The organism is Telmatobacter bradus, from assembly GCF_048629425.1.
Classification (GTDB): domain Bacteria; phylum Acidobacteriota; class Terriglobia; order Terriglobales; family Acidobacteriaceae; genus Telmatobacter; species Telmatobacter bradus.
Genome location: NZ_CP184532.1, coordinates 2815532 through 2840482, shown reverse-complemented (window position 1 = coordinate 2840482; position 24951 = coordinate 2815532). Strand labels below are relative to the sequence as shown.

General features: G+C 56.7%; 21 protein-coding genes and 1 tRNA gene. 16 read left to right on the top strand and 6 right to left on the bottom strand.

Features of this window, described 5'->3' with window-relative positions:
• Positions 1–62: 62 nt before the first annotated feature.
• Positions 63–1091 carry a glycosyltransferase gene (locus tag ACOBR2_RS11815; RefSeq protein WP_420236315.1) on the bottom strand — a complete coding sequence of 343 codons (1029 nt, stop codon included), beginning with the start codon at positions 1089–1091 and terminating at the stop codon, positions 63–65.
• Between the two features lie 165 nt (positions 1092–1256).
• On the opposite strand from ACOBR2_RS11815, the gene ACOBR2_RS11810 reads away from it, so the two are divergent.
• The gene (locus ACOBR2_RS11810; RefSeq protein ID WP_420236314.1) at positions 1257–2438 is read left to right on the top strand and encodes a glycosyltransferase family 4 protein; all 1182 of its coding nucleotides are present in this window, start codon (positions 1257–1259) and stop codon (positions 2436–2438) included.
• Positions 2439–2448: 10 nt separating this feature from the next.
• Here the strand turns inward: ACOBR2_RS11810 and ACOBR2_RS11805 are convergent, their stop codons facing one another.
• The gene (locus tag ACOBR2_RS11805; protein ID WP_420236313.1) at positions 2449–2949 is read right to left on the bottom strand and encodes a DUF6982 domain-containing protein; all 501 of its coding nucleotides are present in this window, start codon (positions 2947–2949) and stop codon (positions 2449–2451) included.
• A 256-nt stretch (positions 2950–3205) separates the two neighbouring features.
• Here ACOBR2_RS11805 and ACOBR2_RS11800 point away from each other — a divergent pair, with 256 nt between their 5' ends.
• From ACOBR2_RS11800 to ACOBR2_RS11770, 7 genes are all read left to right on the top strand, one after another.
• Complete coding sequence (locus tag ACOBR2_RS11800; protein ID WP_420236312.1) at positions 3206–5113, top strand: CCA tRNA nucleotidyltransferase; 1908 nt, start codon at positions 3206–3208, stop codon at positions 5111–5113.
• 105 nt (positions 5114–5218) lie between these two features.
• A tRNA-Leu gene (locus ACOBR2_RS11795) sits at positions 5219–5305 on the top strand.
• Positions 5306–5413: 108 nt separating this feature from the next.
• A complete protein-coding gene (locus tag ACOBR2_RS11790) occupies positions 5414–6421 on the top strand; it encodes a tyrosine-type recombinase/integrase (RefSeq protein WP_420236311.1) in 1008 nt (335 codons plus the stop codon).
• A gap of 796 nt (positions 6422–7217) precedes the next feature.
• Positions 7218–8246 carry a LysR family transcriptional regulator gene (locus ACOBR2_RS11785; protein ID WP_420236310.1) on the top strand — a complete coding sequence of 343 codons (1029 nt, stop codon included), beginning with the start codon at positions 7218–7220 and terminating at the stop codon, positions 8244–8246.
• Positions 8247–8344: 98 nt separating this feature from the next.
• Entirely contained in the window at positions 8345–8728 is a 384-nt protein-coding gene (locus tag ACOBR2_RS11780) for a hypothetical protein (protein WP_420236309.1), read from the top strand.
• Between the two features lie 9 nt (positions 8729–8737).
• The gene (locus ACOBR2_RS11775) at positions 8738–9001 is read left to right on the top strand and encodes a VirB3 family type IV secretion system protein (RefSeq protein ID WP_420236308.1); all 264 of its coding nucleotides are present in this window, start codon (positions 8738–8740) and stop codon (positions 8999–9001) included.
• Positions 8982–11351 (top strand): VirB4 family type IV secretion system protein, encoded by a 2370-nt coding sequence (locus ACOBR2_RS11770; RefSeq protein WP_420236307.1) that lies wholly within the window; start codon positions 8982–8984, stop codon positions 11349–11351. The genes ACOBR2_RS11775 and ACOBR2_RS11770 overlap by 20 nt, the downstream gene beginning before the upstream one ends.
• Before the next feature lie 28 nt (positions 11352–11379).
• On the opposite strand, the gene ACOBR2_RS11765 is transcribed toward ACOBR2_RS11770, so the two are convergent.
• Both ACOBR2_RS11765 and ACOBR2_RS11760 read right to left on the bottom strand, forming a co-directional pair.
• A complete protein-coding gene (locus ACOBR2_RS11765) occupies positions 11380–11952 on the bottom strand; it encodes an IS630 family transposase (RefSeq protein ID WP_420236306.1) in 573 nt (190 codons plus the stop codon).
• Complete coding sequence (locus tag ACOBR2_RS11760; protein ID WP_420236305.1) at positions 11865–12413, bottom strand: winged helix-turn-helix domain-containing protein; 549 nt, start codon at positions 12411–12413, stop codon at positions 11865–11867. The genes ACOBR2_RS11765 and ACOBR2_RS11760 overlap by 88 nt, the downstream gene beginning before the upstream one ends.
• Positions 12414–12508: 95 nt before the next feature.
• Between ACOBR2_RS11760 and ACOBR2_RS11755 the strand changes: the two genes are divergently transcribed.
• The 5 genes from ACOBR2_RS11755 (at position 12509) to ACOBR2_RS11735 (ending at position 20263) form a co-directional block, all read left to right on the top strand.
• A complete protein-coding gene (locus ACOBR2_RS11755) occupies positions 12509–13342 on the top strand; it encodes a TrbG/VirB9 family P-type conjugative transfer protein (protein ID WP_420236304.1) in 834 nt (277 codons plus the stop codon).
• A gap of 2 nt (positions 13343–13344) precedes the next feature.
• The gene (locus ACOBR2_RS11750; protein WP_420236303.1) at positions 13345–14613 is read left to right on the top strand and encodes a TrbI/VirB10 family protein; all 1269 of its coding nucleotides are present in this window, start codon (positions 13345–13347) and stop codon (positions 14611–14613) included.
• Between the two features lie 1950 nt (positions 14614–16563).
• Entirely contained in the window at positions 16564–17871 is a 1308-nt protein-coding gene (gene ltrA, locus ACOBR2_RS11745) for a group II intron reverse transcriptase/maturase (protein WP_420236302.1), read from the top strand.
• Between the two features lie 219 nt (positions 17872–18090).
• Positions 18091–19398: a group II intron reverse transcriptase/maturase gene (gene ltrA / locus ACOBR2_RS11740; RefSeq protein WP_420236301.1), complete on the top strand. Its 1308-nt coding sequence runs from the start codon at positions 18091–18093 to the stop codon at positions 19396–19398.
• A 172-nt stretch (positions 19399–19570) separates the two neighbouring features.
• Positions 19571–20263 carry a reverse transcriptase domain-containing protein gene (locus ACOBR2_RS11735; protein WP_420236300.1) on the top strand — a complete coding sequence of 231 codons (693 nt, stop codon included), beginning with the start codon at positions 19571–19573 and terminating at the stop codon, positions 20261–20263.
• Here ACOBR2_RS11735 and ACOBR2_RS11730 read toward each other — a convergent pair.
• Positions 20171–21859 carry a recombinase family protein gene (locus ACOBR2_RS11730; protein WP_420236299.1) on the bottom strand — a complete coding sequence of 563 codons (1689 nt, stop codon included), beginning with the start codon at positions 21857–21859 and terminating at the stop codon, positions 20171–20173. The two genes, ACOBR2_RS11735 and ACOBR2_RS11730, sit on opposite strands and share 93 nt — an antisense overlap.
• Before the next feature lie 143 nt (positions 21860–22002).
• Positions 22003–22332, bottom strand: a complete 330-nt coding sequence (locus ACOBR2_RS11725) for a hypothetical protein (RefSeq protein WP_420236992.1) — start codon at positions 22330–22332, stop codon at positions 22003–22005.
• Here ACOBR2_RS11725 and ACOBR2_RS11720 point away from each other — a divergent pair.
• The 3 genes from ACOBR2_RS11720 to ACOBR2_RS11710 all read left to right on the top strand — a co-directional run bounded on the left by ACOBR2_RS11720 (position 22260) and on the right by ACOBR2_RS11710 (position 24947).
• Entirely contained in the window at positions 22260–23108 is an 849-nt protein-coding gene (locus ACOBR2_RS11720) for a group II intron maturase-specific domain-containing protein (RefSeq protein ID WP_420236298.1), read from the top strand. The genes ACOBR2_RS11725 and ACOBR2_RS11720 overlap by 73 nt on opposite strands.
• 218 nt (positions 23109–23326) lie before the next feature.
• A complete protein-coding gene (locus ACOBR2_RS11715; protein WP_420236297.1) occupies positions 23327–23965 on the top strand; it encodes a hypothetical protein in 639 nt (212 codons plus the stop codon).
• A 64-nt stretch (positions 23966–24029) separates the two neighbouring features.
• A complete protein-coding gene (locus ACOBR2_RS11710; RefSeq protein ID WP_420236296.1) occupies positions 24030–24947 on the top strand; it encodes a type IV secretion system protein in 918 nt (305 codons plus the stop codon).
• Positions 24948–24951 lie beyond the last annotated feature (4 nt).

Below are 24951 nucleotides of genomic sequence, written 5' to 3'. Positions count from 1 at the left end.
CGGACGAGGAGGTGTCCCATAGGGAGTGAATTCCTTCCGCTTTTTTGTGAGCGGGTGTGTGCTCAGCAGGTTTTTGGGACATTCTGCAGGGCTGTGAGGGCTTCGAGCAGCGCATGCGTCAAGGCTCCGGTAGAGGTTTCGCTGGCCAACCAGGCGTTGGCGCGGCCGGTCAGGAATTCGCGAATTCCGCCCGAGGCGGGCGTAGCCACCAGGGGCAGACCGGCGGCCGCAGCCTCCAGCAGGGCGTTGGGCATTCCCTCATGGCGCGAGGGCAGAACCAGCAGCGTTGCCCCGGGAAAATAGCCGTAAGGCTGCTCGGTATAGCCGGCAAAGTGGACGGCCTCGCTGAGCCCCAGACGCTTGCACTGCATGCGCAGGCGGCTTTCTTCCGGTCCCTGGCCGAGCAGTTTCAGATCAGCGGCAGGAAAATGCTGGCGCACGGCGGCCATGGATTCCAGCAGAAGATCAAAGCCTTTTTCTGGTGAAAGCCTCCCGATGGCCAGCAGATGTGGCCCCGCTCCCTGCCAGAGCACAGGCCCGTGGGCGGCGGCGCGGATGGCTTCAAGGTCGACGGGATTGGGCAGTACCCGGATCGCCTCGCTGTGCAGTCCCACGACCTCGGCCAGATCTTCGGCCATGGCGCGGGTCTGGCAGATGACGCGATCCGCATGCAGGTAGAGCAGGTGGTAGAGCAGGCGTGTGTAGGCCGGCAGGCCATCGTAGCTGAGGGAGGCGGAAATCGTGCTGTTCTGGCGGACAACGATGCGCGTTGCGCGAGGAAAGAAGGGTTTGAGCAGCAGAACCAGGAAGTTGAGGTGGGCAATGCCAGAAAGAATCAGGTCAGGCTGGAGGGTGCGGACCAGTCGCAGCAGGGGCAAAGCGGCGGAACGCACCCGGGGCACAGCCAAAGCGTGGACAATGACCCATTCGGGCACTGTACCGGGAGCCGGTTCCGTCTGGGTGATCAGGCCAAGGTGCAGTTCGTACTTGTCGCGTGAGAGCCCACGTGCCAGTTGAGCGATGACTCTTTCCGCGCCGCCTCCGCCCAGATGCGGAATCAGTAACAGGACTCGAAATCTCTGTTTCCTCATCGGCATTTAGGAGGAGTATACGTCATGGCTTAGATGTTTCTTCATTGGAAAATAAAATAGCAAGCCGTGCTTCCATCGGCGATTTTTCCGTGTAAGCTTGGTGCACTCAGGAATGCGGACCTGGAATGGAGAACTATTCCGGGAGCACGGGGGGCTGGCAAAACAGTGGAGCGCAATCTACTCAAGCCGGTTCTGGTGGTGGGCGTGACCAGCGCGCAAAGTTGCCTGATCTTGCGCGGGCGCTTGAGTGCGTTGCGCGAGGCTGGTTTTCAGGTGACGGTCGTCTCCGCGCCTGGGGCTTTGCTGGACAGCACGGCCGAGGCCGAGGGTGTGCAGGCCATGGCGATTCCCATGCAGCGGGGGATTGCATTGCTGGCCGATCTGGTTTCGTTTTATCGTTTATGGCGTTTGCTGGGCCGTTTGCGCCCCGATTTGGTGGAGTTCAGTACGCCCAAGGCAGGTCTGCTGGGTACGCTGGCCGCCCGGCTCAGACGTGTGCCGCTGCGCATCTATCTTTTGCGCGGATTGCGGCTGGAAACCACCTATGGTCTCCGGCGTCTGCTGTTGCTGGCCATGGAGCGTCTGGCTGCGGCCGGAGCCAACATTGTTTTATGCAACAGCCAGAGCTTGAAGACGCGGGCTGAGGCTCTGCGGCTGGCTCCAGAGGGCAAGTTGCAATTGCTGGGCGGAGGCAGCAGCAATGGCGTGGATATGGAACGCTATGCCCCCGGCGAGAGCCAGTTGCGCAGGCAGTTGGGCTTTGGGGCGGGGCAGCCGGTGATTGGCTTTGTGGGCCGGCTTACCTGCGACAAGGGCGTTCCCGAGCTGATTGCCGCTTTTGATCTGATTTTGCGCCGCGAACCGCAGGCTTGGCTGTTGCTGGTGGGCTGGTTCGACGAATCGGAAGACGCACTGCCACTCCCGTTGCGGAAGAAGATTCTGACCCATCCGCGCATTTTGCTGACCGGCATGGTCACCTCAGCGGCTGAGTATTACCGGGCGATGGACATGTTGGTGCTGCCTACCTGGCGCGAGGGCTTTCCAAATGTGGTGCTGGAGGCATCGGCCACGGGAATCCCCGTGGTGACGACGGTTTCAACCGGTTCACGCGATTCGGTGGTGCCGGAGGTGACCGGGCTGCTGATTCCACCGGGCTATCCGGTGGCCATCTGCGAGGCAGTGCTTACCCTGCTGAAAGATCCGGAGCGCAGACGCGCCATGGGGCAGGCGGCCCGCGCTTGGACCCTGGCGCACTACGCGGAAGAGGATGTGCTCGGCCGGACTGCGGCCTTCTACAGGAAACTAAGTGAGCAGAAGGCGCAGGAACAGCTGGCAGAGATGAGCTGATCCTCCGGAATTAGTCTCCTGGCTCGGGCGGAAAGAGGCCGGGCTGGGTGACGGAGGTGGTCGGGGAATGCTTGCGACTGGCATTGCTGATCAGAGCCACCACTTCAAGCTCCGCGATGGCCAGCCGGGGCACAAAGATGCGCTGCGTGTTCGAGCGTGTGTCGGGTGGGGTCAGCAGCAGGCCGTTGGGCGCCAGCAGGCTCAGGTCGTTGGCCGCCAGTCCCTCCAGCAGATCACAGTCGTTCAGCATCAGGCGCAGCCAGATACCAGTCGCGCGGGGCTTGGTGGAGAAGCGTTTGTGCAGCAATCGTTCTGGATCGGATTTGTCGTTGCCGCCAGGCAGTTCGCGTACCAGACAGACCCATTTGATCTCGCTCCAGGCGATGCAGACAAGCTTGCCTGCGGGGTCCAATAGTTCCAACTCGTTCGTCGTGAAGTCGGCGGCCATGTAACCGGCCAGCCATTCCCCGGTGAACCTGCGTACAATCACGGGTTTGCGTCCAGCAGTCATTGTTTTGGATTGTCGCACGAACGGACAGTTTTGCCGAATCTTTGTGTGGATGTGGCCAGCAGGCTGAGCGATGAGTACTTTCCGTGCGTCTTGCAGTTGGTGAAAGGGAACATTTAACCAACTGGCCGTATCTCCCTCTAGCCATACAGCTTGTATTGTGTTAATGTACGATTTGCCGAAGTCGCCGGATGTTCACGTAAGATGAGCAGGATCAGTAATTTGGCTTCACGGTGGCGAGGCGGGAGCAGGAACCAGGATGCCCGATTACGTTTATTTGCTGGAAAACCGATTGTCTCCGGATCAGCGTCATGCGCTGCAGATGATGCGTGAAACCGCGCGCCAGGCAGGCATGCTTTTGTTTTTGACCGGGGATGCGGTACGCGATTTGACCAGTGGTCATGCCGTGCGTTCTCTCGAAGTGGCAGTGCATGGAAATGTGCTCAAGCTGAAAAAGGCGCTGGAGGCGCAGGGTGCCGCGGTCTGGGGGGAACATGCTGCCTCGCAGGCACTTTACCTGTGCTTTCCCGGTACCGTGCGTGTGGACGTCCTCAGTGCCCACACGGCCAGCTACCCCAAGCCCGGCAAGCCGGTTTATCAACCCGCCTCGATTCAGGAAGACCTGCGTCAGCGCGACTTTACCGTCAATGCCATGGCCATCTCGTTGAACGAGGGCTCCTACGGACTCTTCATGGATCCGCTCAATGGCGCGGCCGATGTTGAGACGCGTACCTTGCGTCTGGTGTCGAACTATGGCTTTATTGACGATCCCTCGCTGCTGATCCGCGCCACACTCTACAAGGCACGTCTTGGCTGGGAACTCGACCCTCGCACCCAGACTCGTTACGAAAACGCCAAGGGCGATGAAGTCATTCAGTACTTGAATGAGCACAGCCTGAGCAGGGAACTGGAACAGATCGGCCATGAAGAGGATGCGCTGGCGATTCTGCGTGTGCTTGAAGCCGAAGGCTGGATGCAGCACCTGTTTCCGGCCTGGACCAGCGCCAAGGCCGACGAAGAAAAGCTCAAGGCGTTGCACGAGCTGGCCGTTGAGTTGCTGATACAGGGTGTGCATGCCGACATGTCGGCCGCGCAGATGCAATTGCTGACCGCTAAGCTGTCCGCAAAGGATCTGGCCGAGCTCAAAAAGCGGATGCTGCGCCCCGGCTTGGTGGCCGAGTGGGACAGCCTGGACCAGATGGCCGCAGCCTTTCAGAAAGTGTTGCTGGCTAAGGAAAACCAGACACCTTCGGTTAGCTACAAGCTGTTCACCAGCTTTGATCCGGAGGCGGTGCTGTGGCTGGGCTTTACCAGCAAATCGGCTGCCGTGCAGGAGCGCTATAAGCTCTTCCTGAAGACTTGGCCAGAGGCGAAGCAGAAGATTCCCTATGCCCTGATGCAGGAGATGCGCATCACCAGTGAACTGCCCATCTACACCGAGCTGGTGCAGAACCTCTTCCTGGAACTGATCGATGGCAAGCTGACGACGAATGACGAGATGAAGGACTTCCTCGAACCGCATTCGCCGCCGGCCCCGCCGCCGCAGGTTACCGTCAAGCGTAGCCGCCGCCGCGCCGCTGAGACCAAGGTCAAGGAAGATAACTTTGACGATGAGGAGTCCGATGAGGACCAGGATGAAGATGAGGACCTGGACGACATTGGCGGTGGCGATGATGAAGAGGTTGAAATCGATCTGAAGTTCTCCAAGGATGAGCCGGAGAGCGACGATGAATCGGCTGAGGATGCCTTCGATTCCGATGAGGAAGAAGAGCCCGAGGAAAAGCCCCGCAAATCTGCGGCTAAAGCCGAACCAAAGCCTGTCAAGGCGGTGAAGGCCAAAGCGGAAGCTCCTCCGGCCAAGCCTCTGGCGCATACTGCCAAACCCGCTGCCCATGCTGCCAAGACTAAGTCGGCGGTGGAGCCGAAGAAAGATGCGCATTCGGCAAAGGTCGTGCACAAAACGTTGGCCAAGGTTCCGGTAAAGGTGGAGGCCAAGGCCAAAGCAGCGCCCAAAGCTGAGCCGAAGAAGCCTGCCGCCGAGCCTGCCGCCGAGCCGAAGAAGGTCGCGCATCCGGTGAAGGCTGTGTCTAAAAAGCCAGCTCCTGCCAAGCCTGAATCCAAGGGCAAGGCCGGCCATGAGGCAAAAAAGCCTGCTAAAAAGCATTAAAGAAGACATCTGAACTCCGTCCTTGCAGGGCTAACTTGTGTGGGCGGGGTTCAGGTATTCTTGTGCTGGAGTTTCGCGTAAACTGAACAGAACACGATCCCACAAGCCCGGATGGCGAAACTGGCAGACGCAGCGGACTTAAAATCCGCAGACCGCAAGGTCGTGGGGGTTCAATTCCCCCTCCGGGCACCAAATAATTCAATAATTTACAGTGGTTTTCTGCCTCAGTCTCCATTTGGTAATTTGACCCGGTGATACTAGTAGTGATACTTTGTTCTCGCAGTGATACCGGGAGGCGTCATGGCGCGCAAGACGGAAGACGTGAAGGTCCGGGGCGTGTGGGAACGGGAACCCGGCTCGGGTGAGTGGTGGGTTCGCTACAGGGACAAGAGCGGCAAGCTGCATAGAGAGAAGGCCGGGCGCAAGTCCGATGCAATCGCCCTCTTGAACAAGCGGCGCAATGAAATCCGTGTTGGGGCGAAGTTGCCAGACAATCAACGCTCCGCCGGGGTCAAGTTCTCCGCTCTCGCTGACGCAATCGAAACGTTCAGTGAATCTCACCACCGGGACAAGCGGAGTGTGTTGACTCGGCTTCGGAAGGTCCGGCCAGCTTTTGATGAGCGCGTGGCGGACTCAATCAAGCCGGAAGAGATTGACGCATGGCTTTCCGCGAATACTCGGACACCGGCCACGTCGAACCGTTACCGCGCCCTCTTCAGCTTGATATTCCGGGAGGCTCTTCGCAATGGGAAGGTATCGAGCAATCCTGCCCGGCTCGTGCGCCAGAAGAAGGAAGAGAACGGCGTGATTCGGTGGCTCACCGAAAAGGAAGAACGGGCCCTGCGTTCGGTGATTCTTCCGGAACACTTGCCAGAGCTGGACATTGCGCTGGGGACCGGAATGCGCCTTAGTGAGCAATACGGGCTGAAGTGGGCGAACGTGGATCTAGAACGAAAAGAGGTCACGCTGGACCGCACAAAGAACTATAGCGGGCGCACTATCCCGATGTGCGCGTCTGTGGAGGCTGCGTTTCTGGCTCTGAAAGAGCGCACTCCGAAGGCGAAGCCTCAACAGAGGGTTTTCGATGCAATGCCACGCGCATGGTGGGAGGACGCACTCAAGGCATCCAAAGTGACGAAATACCGCTGGCATGACCACCGGCATACATTCTGTTCTCGGCTTGCCATGAAGGGCGCGAATCTGAAAGTGATCCAGACCCTCGTCGGGCATAAGACAATTGCGATGACGGCCCGTTACGCGCACTTGGACGATGCTTCCTTGCGGGCAGCGGTGGATATGCTCCCATAGTGGTTCCCAGAGGCAAATGTCGCCAGTGACACCCGCGTGACCAGAACTTTTTTGCCGATGCGTCGAGTGTCTAGTTGCTTTCCTGCGATCAGGTAATCAAGGGAGCGAACAGAGATCCCAAGCGCGTGTGCGGCCTCTTTCCGTGCGTACAGAAACTTTTCTGTCATAGCGTCCCTTTCCGAACGCGCCTCTGGCGTTCCTTTACTAAATTTCTGTGCTGCCAAATCTACAATTTCTCTGAGCCGTATGGCCCATCAGTATAGGTGGCAGCTTTGGACCTTATCCCTGCAAAAGAAATCGCTCGGATGGTGGCCAGAGGTTTCTACCATGAACGGAGGCAGAAATAGTTGTTGTGCGGGCCAGTTTGGGCTGGCCTCCTCTGATAAACCGGCGAACAGCGCCATCTGGGATGAGAATTTTCCGCGTCATCAAACGCCCAGTCGTGACTAGGCAATCGACTGAGCGAATGCTGAGGCTTAGGAACTCAACGGTATCGCAACGGGAAGGCAGAAGTTTTTCTATGCGCTCCACATAACCTCCAGCAACGTGCTTTCCTTACCATGTGATGTTTTTTGCGCGCTGTCTAATATTTTTAAGAGATAGGCCTATCTGATTAAGTTATGGAGGGACCGAAACCAAGCGACAATGGATGACCTGCGTAACGGCATCTGACAAAAGTCATGTTGACGAGGGTAGATTAGGCGGAGCAACATTTTGTGCTCGGAGGTGTTTTTACAAACTGGACGAACTGTGGTCAATGGGACTGCCTTGGTAATCCGAGCTGGAGGTCTCCCCCATGAGCATCTACGACCACTTGGAGTATCGGCTTTTGAAGTACCTTCTGGCGGTTTCTGAAGAAGGTACATTTACAGCCGCGGCGTCAAAAGTGGCGGTTTCACAGTCCGCGTTGAGTACACAAATTGGGCTTCTCGAAAGCGTTCTCGAATTCAAGATATTCGATAGAGAAAACGGAAACGCTCCAACACCCGAAGGGGTGATTCTGCTGCGCTTTGCGCGCGAGAGTTTGCAGAATCGGGTAAACATCATTGAGACGATACGAGCCATTCGCACAGGTTCTTTGATGCCTTTGCGTATGGGCTTTTCACCCTTCGTTGAGAAAAATTTGCTCAGCACCGTAACCAAGGTCTACAAAGATCTGCTGCCGAATTGTGCGATCCTTCCAGAAGTAGGAGATACAGACGAACTGATTCAGCAGATTCGAAATGATAACCTTGATGCGATCCTCGTGACACTCCCTGTCAACGATGGCGGCTTGCAAGTGAATGTGCTTGACCGTGACAGACTGTTGGTTTCGATGAAGAGCGATGACCCGATGGCAGAATTCGATGCCATTCCCCCGTCGGCACTCAATGGAAAATTGAGCATCTTTTCCTACCAACGCTATCATCCTGCCGCCTATGCGTATCTTTTGGAAGCTCTTGAAGCACGGGGCATCACGCTGCGCCCATGCCAGCCAACGATGAATCTGGAGCATGTTCAGTGGTTGGTGAAGGAGGGATACTGCTACGCATTGGTGAGAGCGAGTCGTCCAGTCTTGAATGGCCTTGTAGCCCGAGCCATTGCCGGCATCGAATGGACAATCGACACAGCTCTTATAACTAAAACAGATCACCCGCATCCGGCGTTATCCTTGCTCATCGAACAACTGACTAAGAACTCATATCTATCTGACCAGACTCACGAAACGCTGCATACTCCTCCTACGAGTGCGCGCAAACCAATTCGTGCGACGGCGCATTCCAACGCGCAGCAACTCGGCCTTTTTGTCGACAGAAGCACTTCGGGAGGCAAAAGCCATCTCTAAAAGTTATAGGGCCATCTCCAATAAATATTGGACTCACTAAATGAACGGCACTAAGCTCCGATTATTCGTGGCTGACAAATCAGCCATCGGAGGTGCCGATGTTCTGTAGATCCTTTGCTGCGCTTTTGCGCAATTCCACACTCTGTGCCAAGCGATTGGCGCAACCTTTCTCCAAGCACAATCTTCGTCGCATAGCGCACGTGCTGTGGCCTACCTTTCTTGCGCTCTCGTTTGCAGGCGTAGCCCATGCCCAGGGAACGATGGACTTTTCCGGGGCGACCACGCTGATGTCCACCTTTAAGACTTTTGCCATTTATGCAGGCGCGGTCATTTGTTTTGGCGGGTTAATCTTCGCCGGAATCCGGATGATGAGTGGCCGCTTTCAGGATGCGATTCCAGGCCTCTTCGGTGCGCTGTTTGGAGCCGGAGTGCTGGGATGGGGTGCCGGATGGATCGGCTCGCTGACAGGCCAGTCGATGTAGAGGTGCGCCATGACCAAACGGGGAGAACCGTTACCAATCAACCAAGCGCTGAATCGACCGAGAGCCAAGCTGGGCCTCGACCTCACAGCATGGATGGCGATCGTATTCGTCTGCGTAACGGTTTTCCTCGTTGGGTTCCGCGTCGTGGCCATGATTGCCTTTCCGTCGCTTGCCATCAGCGCATGGCTGGTAGTCCGCAAACATCCCAAGATGTTCGAGCTTTGGGGCTTGAGTCTGAACCAGAGGTCCTACTATGACCCGCGTAAACACTGAGCAAATGAAATACACACCGTGGTTCGCCAAGGCCGGAGCAGCGTGCAGCATCGTTCCGATTGCACGCTTTATCAATGACCGGATCTTCACGCTCAAGGGTGGCGGCTACGGCTGTCTCTTCTCTATGGCCGGCGTCGACGAAGAAGGCCTGACCGACCAGGAAATTGAAGCCGAAATTCGCTCTATTGAAGGCGCACTGCGCGGCCTGCCAGAAGGAGCATGTTTGTACCAGTACACCCGCGTCATGTCCGGTTTCGATCTACCCCGGCAAGAGCATTACACCAATACGGTCACGCAGGTCCTCGTGGACGACCGTCTCGCCTTCTTGGCGAAGACGGCAGGCTTTCGCCGCATCGATCTGCACTGGTGTCTGACGCTGGAACCGCCCAAAGCAGCGGCCTTCGCGCGCAAGCCCAAGGAACACGTCTCCGATGCCACACGGATGCTGGCTGACCTTGAAAAGACGGCCACGCTGCTCGAAGGGCACCTCGGAGCCTCCTTGGGGCTCAAGTTGCTTGCGAAAAACGATACCTACCAGTTTTTCAGCTACCTCTTCAATCTCGAAGAGTGGGCAAGCATGGACACATTGCGCACCAACGATGGTGTGGACCAACAGATCGTAAAGAATCCGGTTGCATGGCACAGTGACCATCTCACCATCGGTCGCAGATACGTGCAGATGTTCTCGCTGACGACGACACCGGAAGCATCCAGGCCCTGCCTGTTCTCCGGTCTCATGGCGCTCGACTGCGACAGCATCCTGTGCTCGACCTGGCGGCCGAAGTCCACCACTGCGGCGCGCAGCGAGATCGACGCTCAGGAAAAGTTCATCTCCTTCTTCAAAGTAGGCGTATTGACGCGCGTCATGAGCGGGCACGACACAGCATCGCTCGAAACCGGCGCTGGTGCCAGAGCCGCCAACACGCAAGTCGATGATCTTGGCGAAGTCATTCGCTCACTCGACAAGAAGGCGCAGGGGGAATACTCGCTTCGCTTCCTTGTGGCCGCGCGCAGTGTGGATGAACTGCGCGGTCTTGCGCCCGCAGTGCATCGCGTCTTTGTCGATGCGCGGACGCAGGTCATGGAAGAAACCCTTGGAAACCTGTCGACCTTCTACGCCATGTTTCCCGGCAACGGAAAGTTCAACGTCTTTCCCATGTGGCTCGCGGAAGATCACCATGCTCGTCTGTCTTCGGTCTTTGCGCCCAATCTCGGCCATCCGTACTCAGAGGACTTGGACAACGAGTACCTGAACGTCTTCGAGACGCGCACAAGGACGCCGTTCTTTCAGGATGCTTATGTCGATGGTGTGCGGGTCATGCTCATCCTCGGGCCTACAGGAACCGGTAAATCCGTGAACGGAAATATTGCCATTGCGCATGAGCAGAAGTACGGCGGGTTCACCTACATCTTCGACATTGGCGGTAGCTATGAAAGCGTGGTCGAACTGTACGGTGGCCGCGTGGACCGCATCGGCAAGGATGGCCCGCGCGTCAATCCTTTCGTTCTCGAACCTACCGAGAGCAATGTCACGTTTCTGTATAGCTTCGTCAAGCTACTGCTTGTGAACGGCGGCGCGGAGCTTGAACCGGAAGACGATGACGTGATCCACAAGGCTGTGCGGGATATGTACCTGCTCGATGCTGAAAATCGTCGCTTGTCCAATCTCTTCCTGCCCAAGAAGCTCGACCGCTATCTGTCCAAGTGGGTCGGCAACGGCGTCTATCACGCAGTTTTCGACAACGTGGAAGACAGTCTTTCGCTGTCTCGTCTGCAGTGCTTCGACTTCCAGGGTGTCAACAACGAGCAATACGCTGACCTGATCGAGCCTGTGATGGTTTGGTTGCTCAGGCGAATCAACGACGTCCTCTACAACCCAGACCATCTCGGTGTGCCCAAGCACATTCTGATCGAAGAGATTTTCTCTTCGATGAAGAATAAGCAGCTATTGGATGGCGCGCTCGCCTCCATTAAGACGGTGCGCAAGAACCTCGGCGGGGTAACGATGATCGGCCAGTCTGCGGAGGACCTGGGCGCAAACGCCGACAGTATAGTGAACTCCTGTACATCATTTCTATTTCTGAAGGACGCCACCTTCAACCGCAAGCGGTACGCAGAACTCTTCAAGATGAACGAGCAACAGCTCGCTCTCTTCGAGAGCTTGCAGGATCGCGAAGGTCTCTATATGCGCCGCGACGGGTTGACCAAGGTCATCAAGCTTAATCTCGACAGCCGCAGCTATGCGATCTTCTCAACCAAACCGAAAGACCGCGTGCGTCGCAGCAAGCTCATTGCCAAGTACGGGCTCACCGAGGGCATTGCTCGATTTGCCCAGAGCGAGACCTACTGAGTCTCGCGTAATATGGTGACACGATAGATCAAAAAAAGAGTCCCGCGTGGTGCAGGAAAGAAAACGGCAGTATGGATTGGCGCACTCTCTCCATGCCGCTGCGCACACCGTCTTCAGCCTCGCCAAGTCCGGCAACACATCGGTTGGCCAATTCCTGACCTTTGATGTTGCTCCATAAGTCCTCTACCGGATTCAGATCAGGAGAATAACCTGGCAGCGTCTCTACCTGCAGCCAACTACGCTGGCTCTCCAGATACTGCTTCATCTTCCTGCTTTTGTGTGCAGGCAGTCCATCCCAGATCAGAATCACCTTCTGCCCGCGCAAGTGTTTCTTCAGATCACGCAAAAAGACGGTCAGCCGTTCGTCGTTGTAGCTGCCTGGCCGGGTCTGAAACCACAACCGGCATCGCTTGCCGTCCCAGCGATAGCCCAGTGCCGCGCTGATCGACAGCTTCTTCCAGTTGAAGGCATAAACCAACACCGGAGTCTCTCCCTTCGGCGCCCAAGTCCGTCTTACCGGCGGCCGCTCCGAGACTCCGCTTTCGTCCTGGAAGAGAATCCAGGCTCTTCGCCGCCGGGCGTTTTTTTTATTGCCGGCCACCGCTTCGCCATCCACAGCCGCCGACCTTCGTCATTGCGTTCCCGCGCTCGCTTGGCCGGCCGTTGCAGACTCCACTCAAGAGCGGCAAGAATCTTCCATACATGGCCGGGATGATAGTGAACGCCCGTGGTCCGTTCGATTACTGCCGCCACACGGGGCAATGTCCACAGATCGGTTCCGAAACCATGGGCCTGCGCGCCTTGACGCAACGCCTTGTCCACCTGCTTGAGTTGCGCCCCATCCAGTTTCGGCCGACGACCTGCCCGCCCCGCCCCGCGAATCCAACCCGGCTTATCCTGACGCCAAGCCTCGAACCATCGGCTCACGCTTTGACGGCTGATGAGGAGTTCACGGGCGATCTCTGCCTGTGAACGCTTGCCGGCGGCAAACAGACGCGCGGCGCGGCGGCGGCGTTCTTGCAGGGCTGCGAAGTCACGTCGTGGCGCATTGGATCGTGTCATGCCTGATAGCTTACTGCTACACGACCGACATTGTCACTATATTATGCGAGGTTCAGTAATAAACAAAATCTCACCGCAGAAAGGACTCAAACATTATGCGCCCCACCCTTGTTGTCTCTTTTTCCCTGTGCATGATGCTGACTGTAGGTCAACTCCATGCTGCAACCGACCCACATCCCCTTCAACCGGCCGCGCCGCGTACGGTCATCGTGTCGGAGGCGGAGACCCCGCCGCAGGTTCGCGCCGGGCTACTGCAATCGACGCTCATCGTACTGCCCGCCGCAGAGAAGGTTGCCAATGTCTTCGCCGGCGACACGGTGAATTGGGTATTCGACGGTGGTCATGTGGCTTCGCGCTTTATCAGTGTCAAGCCCAAGGCCGCAAACGCCGCCACTGATATTCACATCGTCTCCGATCACGGCAACGAGTACACGCTTGCACTTCGTGAGGTATCCGGTGACTCCGATGCGCACTTCGATTCCAAGGTCTTTATCAATCTTGGCGACCAAGCTGCAAAGGACCGCTTGGCTCAGCTTCCCGTGTTCGTGCCTGCGGCCGAACTGGATAAAGCGAAACAGGAAGCTGCTGCCGCGAAAGCCGCTCAAGCAGCCGAACTCAAGTCCGAACAAACCAAGGCCGAGCAGTACCGCTCGGAATACCCAGGTTCACTCCACTTTGACTACACATGGGACGAACGCAAGGGCAAAGAGCTTGGACTCCGGCAGATCTGGCACGACGATAAGTTCACCTATCTGCGCGGCGTCTTCCAGGAAACGCCGGCGCTCTACGAGGTAAAGGACAAGAAACCGTCGCTCATCAATTTTGATTTCAACGGCGGGCTCTATACCGTGCCGAAGCTACTGGACAACGGGTATCTCGCTATCGGCAAGCAGAAGGTTGAATTCCATCGTGTGGGAGGTACGAAGTAGCCATGACCGACCAGAACCCAAATACGCCCGCAACCATTCCAGAGCAGCCGGAGGCGAAGCCGCCTCTCAAGAAGGGGATGCCAGTGGTCATTGTCCTGGTGGCGATCCTCGCCATACTCGGCATTGCCAATGTATCGAGCTTGCTGCGCGGTAACAAGAAGACAGCCCCGGCAAGCGCATTACAGATGCGTCCGACTTCACCGAATGCGCAGCAGGTATCGAGCTTTGAGACGCAACAGCAATTGCAAGCTCAGCATGATGCCGAGGAAAAACAGAAGCAACAAGAGTTGGTTGCAGCGATGCAGCAACTCCAGGCGACAGAAGGCGCTCCTGGACCCGAATCAGCTAGTGCTGCACCGATGACCTCGGCGCAGCGCGACACGATCTACGGCTCCAGTCCAAATGCACCGCAGCATACATCGAACGTTTCGGAAGCTCAGGCCGAAGTCAAACAAAGGGCCTTGGCACGCCAAAAGCAGAAGCAAGATGCCATCAACAGCGGCACCGTAGCGATTGACTTCGCGCATTCTGGCGAAGCCGCCGCTCCTTCCGCTGCGATTACGGCAACAGCAGCCGTGCCGTCAAATTCAGCCGCCGCAGACAAGCCTGTCCGGGCCGTTACTGCTGAAACGAAAGCAGCCCCCAAGGCTGACGCTATGGGGTCGTATGAGTTCGATCAGTATCAAGGGCGTCTCTATCGGATCTTTGAGGGGACGGTCTTTGAAGGCGTCGTTACGAACCACATTGACGGCGGCTTCAGCGGGCCGATCCTGGTCATGCTCACCACGGACTACTACTCGCATGACCACCAACAGTTGCTCATGCCCCAGGGCACGCGCCTGATCGGCACTGTGCAGAGCGTAGGCAACGCCCAGCAGCGGAAAATGTTCGTCATCTTCCATCGTGCTGTCTGTCCCGATGGCTTCTCACTTGATTTCGACAAGTACATCGGTCTTGACCCAATTGGAACGACGGGCCTTGCCACCAAGGTAGATCACGGATATTTGATGGCCTTCGGAGCGGCGGCGGCCATTGGTGGCTTGGGTGGTCTCGCCCAGATCGGCAACAACAGCAGCGTACTCGATTCCTCGACGCAGATTCGCAATGGCATTTCCGAGCAGACCGCTGCAGAAGGCGAGCAGGTGTTGAATCACTTTCTCAACCGCTTGCCGGTCATCACGCTCAAGGAGGGCTCACGCGCCCGCGTGTACGTGGGCCGTGACATTCTCATCCCGTCCTATGCGGAACATCGTATGGACCCAGCCCTCTGAAAACGGGAGAAAGCATGGCGCGGTGCGTCACAAAACGTTTCAGGCTTGTTTTCACAATCGTGTTGTGCGCGCTGGTTGTAGCCATCCTCACCACGCACGCAGGGCGCGCTGTGGCCCTCGCCTCGCTGGTACGTGTCGCCGAGGTTAGCTCGAAGATTCTGCGGCTGTCGTGCTGGATCGTGGACCACAGCAAGTGTTTCACCCCGGACAGGCTGGACCCAACCTGCCCTCCATACCTGTAACCGTTCAACAGCACCCAAGGAGGCTTTATGCCGCTTCAACTCAAAAAACACCGCAAATGGCTCATCGTTGGCACTGCTTTGCTTTTGACCACACCGCCCAGTTTCGCTCTATTCGGCATGGGCGATATAGTCTTTGATCGTGCGTCCAGCTAAGGCTGGTATGTCCAGCAGGGGAAGGACCTGCCGGGGTAAAAGTCAGAAGCCCCGTAGCTAGATAGCAGGGAGGCGGGAAACCAAATCTCTGAAGCCTATCGACAATCATCTCCTTGGGAGATGCGCAAGTCATCGGGCCGTAACGAAAGTGAACGCATGTATGTGGCCCCGTTAACAATCAACCCCGAAGGTCGAGCCTACGGTCGAAGGGCGAAGACAGCATGAGGCGACGCAATCTGACTGATGCGTTTCTCTCACTTCGGCGGGGTGGAAGCGACAGCACGATGACAAGGACATACCGAGCAACTGGAGAAACCCTCCTCGCCCCGGCGCGAAATCGCCGGAGAAAGGTAGGCCCTATAACCACACACGGGAAAAGGGCCGAAGGCGAGAGGGCATCGGATGGGTTCGTAGTGTGCGCTGAGCAGCGCATTGTTCAGGAGGGTTGAAGTCCCTCCAGCGCCCGGATGAGGGGCGCTGTATCCAAAAGCGGGGTTAACGCCTCGCTGGCCGGAGAAGAGAGAAGGTATGGAGAAGCCTAAACGGGCACGAAGGCGAAAGCTTGATACAGCCAAGGTGAACCTGAAGCCGCTCTCTGCGTTACTCCGGAGGACAGGGTGTCCGCCGTGAGGCGGAATCCGAAGGGTATGCGGAGAAGTACCGGGCCGTAATCGACGGGGGCCACCCCGATGATGAACTGGTCGGCCAAAGGTGGGGCAAGGTCGAGCCCGCACTATGGGGGCGAAGGCGTTCTCATTCACCCACCGCACCAAGGTGTTTGCAGACAGCACGGTACGGAAGAACATTGCGTGACCTCAGGAGGACTGGCATCGTCTCCGGGTGGCACCGGAGTAAGCAGACCTATAAGCGAGAGCGAAATGGCGAGCGATGCGTTGCCAGTAGTCGGACGGCTGAATAGTGTGCGCTGAGCAGCGCATTGTTTAGGAGGGTTAAAGTCCCTCCAGCGCTCGGATGAGGGGCGCTGTATCCAAAAGCGGGGGTAATGCCTCGCTGGCCGGAGAAGAGAGAAGGTATGGAGAAGCCTAGACGGGCACGAAGGCGAAAGCCGGATACAGCCAAGGTGAACCTGAAGCCGCTCGCTGTTGTACTTCGGAGGACAGGGTGTCCATCGTGAGGTGGAATCCGAAGGGTATGCGGAGAAGTACCGGGCTGTAATCGATGGGGGCTACCCCGAAGATGAACCGGTCGGCCAAAGGTGGGGCAAGGTCGAGCCTGCACTATGAAGGCGAAGGCGTTCTCATTCACCCACCGCACCAAGGTGTTTGCGGGCTGCACGGTACGGAAGAACAATGCGTGACCTCAGGAGGACTGGCATCGTCTCCGGGTGGCACCGGAGTAAGCAGACCTATAAGCGAGAGCGAAAAGGCGAGCAATGCGTTGCCAGTAGTCGGACGGCTGAACAGTACCTGAAGCATGGTGAAAGCCATGTGACCGGGCAACCGGCGGCGGAAGTGGGCCGGGGAAGGCAGCCGACGAAGGCGGTTGGGAAGAAAGAGAAGGGCAGTGAGTAAGGACGGAAAGGTGGATCAGTTCCATGAGTGAAATACCCGTACATTTCCGCCCGAGGAGACTGTCTGACTGGATCAACCCGACGGATGCAAAGAAGGTCCATTCATTAATCGACAAGGTATACAAGCGGAAGAACCTGGAGATGGCCTGGGAGAAGGTACGGAATAACCGGGGCAGTGGAGGAGTCGATGGACAGAGCCTGGAAGAGTTTTCCGCACAACTGGATCAGCAGTTAGATCGGTTGCACAGGGAACTCAAGGATGATGTCTATCAGCCACGACCGGTGCGGCAGGTGCAAATCCCGAAAGCAGGCAAGCCGGGGGAGTATCGGATGCTAGGGGTCCCGACAATTTTTGATCGGGTATGCCAGCAGGCGCTACTCAATCGGTTGGAGCCGATATTCGAACCAGTATTCGATGAAGCCAACTTCGGATATCGGCGAGGGCGATCGACGCAGGACGCAATGCGCAAGGTGTGGAAAGAAATCCAGCGCGGATCGGAGTGGATTGTGGAAGGGGACTTGAAGGACTTTTTCGGGTCTGTCAACCATGAGAAGCTTCTTGCGCTGGTAGCCCAACAAATAGCCGACGGCCGGGTGCTGCGCCTGATACAGGCAATGCTCAAGGCTGGAAGTTATGGCAAAGGGCGACTCTATCCTACCGAGCGTGGGACTCCACAAGGCGGGGTGGTTTCACCCGTTTTGAGTAACGTACTCCTGACTCCGTTTGATCGGGAAATGCGTCGCAAGGGGTATCTGGTAACGAGGTACGCGGACGACTGGGTCATCACCTGTAAATCCGCGGCAGAGGCGCGAGCGGCGATAGTAGCAGCGCAAAAGATACTGGAGCAATTGGATGTGGTACTTCATCCGCAGAAGACGCGAATAGTCCACGTTCGACAAGGATTCGAATTCCTTGGTTATAAGATCAAGCGAGGCAAGCGGCCACTCCGGCTGATGCCTCACCAGATCAAAACCGGGGTGCGTGACGGTGATCTCTATGCGTACCCAAAGGAAAAGTCGATCCGTCGCTTCATGGATCAACTGCGCGAGCGAACTCGGCGACGCGTGCCACTGAAAACTTCAGAACTGATCGCGAACCTCAACCCTGTAATCCGGGGATGGGGCAATTACTACAAGCGCGCCCACGTCCGAAAGCTCTTCAATCGTCTCAACGGCTGGATCGTACATCGCATCCGGTCGCACCGCTGCAAGCGCTGGCGTAACGGTGGCTGGAGACAGCTACCCGAAACCAAGCTGTACGGGGAGTACGGGCTTGTGAACTTGGTTCAGTTAATACCTTCAATTGCATCCCGGAAGCGAGAGTCTTCGTGAAAGCTGGATGCGGGAAAACTGCACGTCCAGTTTGAGCGGCGGACGGTGGCCAGCATCTGGGAAACTCGGTGCGCCACCTCCGACCCGACACCTGAAGCATGGTGAAAGCCATGTGACCGGGCAACCGGCGGCGGAAGTGGGCCGGGGAAGGCAGTCGGCGAAGGCGGTTGGGAAGAGAGAGGAAGGCAGTGAGTAAGGACGGAAAGGTGGATCAGTTCCATGAGTGAAATACCCGTACATTTCCGCCCGAGGAGACTGTCGGACTGGATCAACCCGACGGGTGCAAAGAAGGTCCATTCATTAATCGACAAGGTATACAAGCGGAAGAACCTGGAGATGGCCTGGGAGAAGGTGCGGGCTAACCGGGGCAGTGGAGGAGTCGATGGACAGAGCCTGGAAGAGTTTTCCGCGCAACTGGATCAGCAGTTAGATCGGTTGCACAGGGAACTCAAGGATGATGTCTATCAGCCACGACCGGTGCGGCAGGTGCAAATCCCGAAACTAGGCAAGCCGGGGGAGTATCGGATGTTAGGGGTCCCGACAATTTTTGATCGGGTATGCCAGCAGGCGCTGCTCAATCGGTTGGAGCCAATATTCGAGCCGATATTCGATGAAGCCAACTTCGGATATCGGCGAGGGCGATCGACGCAGGACGCAATGCGCAAGGTGTGGAAAGAAATCCAGAGCGGGTCGGAGTGGATCGTAGAAGGGGATTTGAAGGATTTCTTCGGGTCTGTCAACCACGAGAAACTTCTTGCACTGGTAGCCCAACAAATAGCCGACGGCCGGGTGCTGCGCCTGATACAGGCAATGCTCAAGGCTGGAAGTTATAGCAAAGGGCGACTCTATCCCACCGAGCGCGGGACCCCACAAGGCGGGGTGGTTTCACCCGTTTTGAGTAACGTACTCCTGACTCCGTTTGATCGGGAAATGCGTCGCAAGGGGTATCAGATAACGAGGTACGCGGATGACTGGGTTATCACCTGTAAATCCGCGGCAGAGGCGCGAGCGGCGATAGTAGCAGCGCAAAAGATACTGGAGCAATTGGATGTGGTACTTCATCCGCAGAAAACGCGGATCGTCCATGTCCGACAGGGATTCGAATTCCTTGGTTACAAGATCAAGCGAGGCAAGCGGCCACTCAGGCTGATGCCTCAAAAGATCCGAACCGGGGTACGTGACGGTGATCTCTATGCGTATCCGAAGGGAAAGTCGATCCAGCGCTTTATGGATCAAGTGCGTGAACGAACTCGGCGACGTGTGCCACTGAATACATCAGGACTGATTGCGCACCTCAACCCTGTAATTCGGGGATGGGGAAATTACTACAAGCGCGCCCACGTCCGAAAGCTCTTCAACAGACTCAACGGCTGGATATTGCAACGCATCCGGTCGCACCGTTGTAAACGCTGGCGGAACAAGGGCTGGAGACAGCTCCCTGAAAGCAAGCTGTACGGTGAGTATGGGCTGGTAAACCTTATTCAATTAATTCCTTCGATTGCATCCCAGAAGCGAGAGTCTTCGTGAAAGCTGGATGCGGGAAAACTGCACGTCCAGTTTGAGCGGCGGACGGTGGCCAGCACACGGGGGAACCCAGTGCGCCACCTCCGACCCGACAGTGATGAAGCCGGGTAATGCCGGTGGAGCGAAGGAACCCTGCTGTTTGTAACGGTTCCAACAACAAGGGAGGCAAAGGCACATGACAAACACGCCTATCAGTTTGCAGGACCTGCGTCGGAACCTATACGTCAAGGCGAAGTCTGAACCGTCCTGGCGTTTCTGGGGTTTGTACGTCCATGTCTGCAAGATGGAGACTCTGCGCGAAGCGTATGAGATGGCCAGAAAGAACAATGGCGCACCGGGCATCGACGGTGTGACATTTGAGGCTGTCGAAGCGTATGGCGTGGAGAGCTTCATCGAGCAGATACGCGGCGAACTCATCAACCGCACCTATGTGCCGCTTCGTTCGCGGAAGCAAGAGATACCGAAGGCCGGAGGAAAGTTCCGTACCCTTTCGATCCCTGCGATCCGTGATCGAGTCGTACAAGGTGCACTGAAGCTGATTATGGAGCCGATCTTCGAGGCGGACTTCCAGCCGGGTTCGTATGGCTATCGTCCCAAGAAAACGGCGCATCAAGCGGTGCAGCGAGTAGCGAAGGCAATCGTTCAGTGCAAGACCCACATCATCGATCTCGATCTCAAAGCATACTTCGACACAGTCAGACACCATCTGCTGTTGGAGAAAGTAGCTCGCCGGATCAATGACGATGAGGTGATGCGGTTGCTCAAGCTGGTGCTGTCAGCATCGGGAAAACTGGGTGTTCCACAAGGCGGAGTGATCACTCCCCTTACACAAAAGGTAATTTCTGCCGTCAGTCCCGCTTGGCGGTAGATGGCCACCCTGCGGTGGGGCCTGCTGCGGGACTGAAATGCAATGACGAATCGTGATGGTGTCGTCACCTATCAGAACGTCTTTCACAACCAGCCTGACGATTCTCTGCCGCTCAGTGATACTCAGCGTATCAGCAGCGCCACGCAGGCGGGCAAGGAACGCGGTAAGATTCTCCGCCAACCGCAGAAAGGCTGCCTGCTCATTAGCCTGGTCGACAATTGCCTGCAACTCAGCACGGAGCGCCTGCTCGCGCTGGCGTAGCCCTGGCATGCGCTCACGTAACTGCTCGATCGACATGAGTTCTTCCTGGTAGGCGCTGAGAAGTCGTTCGATGGCTTTGCCCGCATGCACTAGTTCTCTTTGCAGACTCTGCTCGCGCTTTTTGGTTGGATCCGACGAGCGCGCTGCTGCCAGCCGACGATCCAGCTCTTGCTGAATGAGCGTTGGGTCTTCCAACAGCTTAATGACTTCGGCCCAGATGATCTGATCAAGCAGATCCTGCCGGACGAAGCGGGCGTTATCGCAAACCGGGCCACCTAATTTTCGCCAGCTATCCGAGCCAATGCATTTGTAGTAGTGAATCTTGCGTGCGCTTGTTTGCGTCGATGTGCGCGAAAATGCGTAGCCGCACTTCTGGCAGCTGACCATCCCTTGCACGATACTTGGCTCAATGGTGCGGCGGCGTGATCGTACTTTGTTTTCCTGTAGAAGTTCCTGAGCACGAGCAAATCGTTCTTCGCTTACCAGTGCCGGCACAGGAATCTCGATCCATTCTTCCCGAGGTCGTTCGTGGCCTGCTGTCATACTGGGCGTAATCACACCCCGCCGACGCTGCGGACGGATCACGCGTGTCCGGGAAGAAGCGCGCGTTTTGCCGAAACAGGCAATACCACGATACGCAGAGTTGCGCAGTACGGCCCAGACAGTCGAGCGCTCCCATCGGGCGCTTGCTTTGCGAGTTGGAATACCCTCAGCGTTGAGCCGTCGGGTAATCTCACCAATGCTTAGGCCCTCTACTGTGTACATCTCATAGATGCACTCGACCACACGGGCCTCGGCCTCAAGTACGACGTACGCGGCTGGCGCCTCGTCGGTCTTGCGGACATAGCGGTAGCCATACGGAGCGCCGCTCATCACGCTGACCTCACCGGACTGGGCCCGATGTCGTTTACCTCGACGTGACCGCTCCAGTATCTGCGCTCTTTCATACTCTGCGATCATCCCTTGGAATTGCACAAGCAACTGGTCTTCTGCGCTGGCTCCCTGCGGTGCCTTAACAAATAACGTCTCGACGCCGTTGCGGGCGAGCTCCTCCATCAACAGAATCTGGTAGGCATACTTGCGGCTCAAGCGGTCCGGTGAGTATGCCAGCACAGCCTGTATCTGTCCTTCTGCGGCCAGATCCCGCACACGCTCAAGCCCTGGGCGCTCCAGCGTTGCACCACTATAGCCATCATCTTCGAAAACCCATTCTTGAGGTACTTCCAGATCGTGCCCCTGAGCGAATTCGATCAGCGATGCCGTCTGGCTCGCTATCGTGTTCGCTTCCCGCTGCTGGTCGGATGATACTCGCGCGTAGATTGCTGCCATCCTCATGATCGAACTCCTTCACACTGCCGCCAACGGGACGCTCCCGAATGGGCACAAGAAGACTGTAGGCTTGGGAAAGCTTGGAATCGTGCAATCGGTCAAACAGATACTCAACGTGAACTTGAAGCGGGCCGGGCGTTGAGCGCGGCTTAGCCATGTCTTCTCTGCGTGTTCAGAAATATGGCCAATGCTCGTGTCACTATGGCTCCGATGGTCAGCCCGCTGCTTCTCGCACACGTCCGGAGAAGACGTGCTGTCCGCGCTGGAACCTTGAGGGTGATCGGCACCGTAGCCTCGGTGACCTCGACAAATCGCTCCAAATGTGCCGCTTCCTCCAGATATCGGTAGGCTTGACGTTCCGACAGGTCGAACTGCCCAGACAATCGCTGCATGGCCGTGGACAACGGTGTATTGCGCTGGAGCATGGCATAGGCGGCGTTCAACCGCCGAGCCTTGTCCGCTTTGGTCGATCGGGCCATTTGCCATAAACGTATTACCTCTTACGGCGAAGATCAAGCACGGTGTCACTACTTCGCCAACCCCTCACTACCCGTTCAAATTCGAAATTACCTTTTGTGTAAGGGGAGTGATTTCACCGCTTCTCAGCAACATTTACCTCAATGAGGTAGATCGCATGCTGGAGCGGGCGAAGGAAACCACACGCAAAGGGGAATACACCCACATCGAGTACGCTCGATTCGCCGATGATCTGGTGGTGCTGATCGATGCTCATCCGCGCCATGCGTGGTTGCTTGGAGCGGTCTACAAACGACTGCGCGAAGAATTTGCCAAGCTACAGGTCGAAATCAATGAAGTGAAGAGCCGCATCGTGGATTTAGCGCGCGGGGAGACCTTCGGTTTCCTCGGGTTCGATTTCCGCCGCCTCCGCAGTATCAAGGGGCAGATGTGGTGTGTGCATCACGCGCCAATGATGAAGAAACGCACGGCGCTGCTGCACACCCTCAAGGATGTGTTCCGGCGGTACCACTCACAACCCGTGGAACAGGTGATCCAACAGATCAACCCGATCCTGCGCGGTTGGGTGAACTACTTCGCCATCGGACACTCCGGCAAGTGCTTCGACTTCATCCGGCACTGGGTAGAAAAGAAGGTTCGACGCCATATAGCTCAATCCCGGAAACTATGGGGCTTCGGCTGGAAGAGATGGAGTAGGAAATGGCTGTACGAGGACTTGAAGTTGTTCCGCGACTATCACGTCCGCTACATGACATCACCGAAAGGACTCCCAGCATGATAGGTCACATAACCCTTGGCATGAAGCAAACAGGAGAGCGCAATGCGGGAAAACCGCACGTTGCGTTCGACGCGGCGGGAGCTGGAAACGGATTTATGAATGAGCTAGTGAGGCACTCCCAGAGGAAACGGGGAGCAACAGATAGGCTCACTCTACGAATACCGCGCCAGTCCTCGACCCTACCCCAAAGCTATGCCAGCCTCGTTCAGCAGCTCACGATGATTCGAAACCAGTACAACATGCTCAAGAACAACGTTGCCCATTTCTCTTTCAAACAGCAGTGGCAGACAACATTGCACACACTTGAAAACGTGAATGTCGCCAACATGTTTGGAGAGACCGCCGGCATCAAGATTGCTCTCAGCAGCAACTCGCCTTCTACATCGGCAACGGCATGGAAGACCGCCACGGTCACGATGAATAGCGGTACGAGCGGTTACCTGCAAGGGCAGTCGCTCGGCAGTTCCCGCATCTCGCAACTGGCCATGATCGAAACCTCGGATTCGATCTCCCCCGACTGCCTCACCGCCGTAGGCCAGTACCGGAGCAATAGGACCGAGAATGCCACGGCCAACGCTTCGCTGCTTTCGGATCAATTCGATAGCACAGAGAACACCAACAGTGAAGTTCAGCAGCTCAATCTTCTGAACGCATCGGAAGCGCAGAAGTTGAGCGAGATGCAGGCACAGGGAACGCTCCATACCTGCCTCGCCGGGCAGATGACGGTTGCCAACATGGAACGACGCAATGCCACTGTCGAAGACCTCAATACCGCGGTCTTCGTCCAGCAGCAGCGCTCAACAAACAACGTGAATGCCGCTAGCGAAAGCAACACCTGGCGGACCTATCTTCCGTGAGTTGGAACCGGGCAGCGCTTACCGCTTCGGTTAGCGCTGCCTCTCCCGCAAAGAGGTGGCGATTATGATTTCACCGACCCTGTTGGCTCAGGCACTACCGAGTGCCACTTCCGGCGTGGACTGGCTCTATCAGTTCACCAACAATCTGACCAATCTTACGACGCAGAATGGCGGTGCATTGACCCAACTTGGGCTCACAGAACTGAGCTGCATCGCCATGTTCACACTCATCAGCATGGTCATCAACTGGAATACGTCGGAGATGACAGTATTGCGCTTCCATGCGCACTCGGTTCGTGCTGGCGATCTGACTCACTTTCTGCTGCGCCTGATCGTCTGCTGCCTGCTCATCAATTACTGGGTGAATCCGCTGCCAGGAGCGAGCTTCGGCCTCAATCATTTCTTTTCGTATATCGCTCAGGCGATGGTTGCGGCATTCGACCAGAGTTCGCTCGACACTTTGCTCCAGCTTCTGAAGACAGCTGGAGACAATACGTCGATGCCTTCGCTGACCGCGCCTGTGCAAATCCTTTGCTACTTCTTTGTGCAGGCATTGCTCGGGCTGGCCTCGGCGATTCTCTTCTTTATCAATTGCTCTTCGTTCATCCTCTATGGCGTGACGGCCCTGTTTGGTCCGGTCTTCATTCCGTTACTGATGACCAGGACATTCCGAGGAAAATTCTTCCACTTCCTTGACGTGCTGCTTAGCTTTGCCATGATCCGCGCAGTGGCGGCGGCTTTCATCTTCGTCTGGTCCGGGTTCCTTAACACATTCATTCAGCAGACCTTCAACGGAACCTATTCGATGGAAATGTGGCTGGCGAACCTGATCCCATGCACGATGGTTTTCATTGCCTTCATCATCAACCTGCTCTTTATCCCCAGCATGACGCAGGCGATTTTCGGCGGTACGGCAGGGATGGCCGACAGCGTTTCAAAGGTAGGCGGTGCAGTCGCTTCGATCGCCATGATGGCCGGATGAGGAG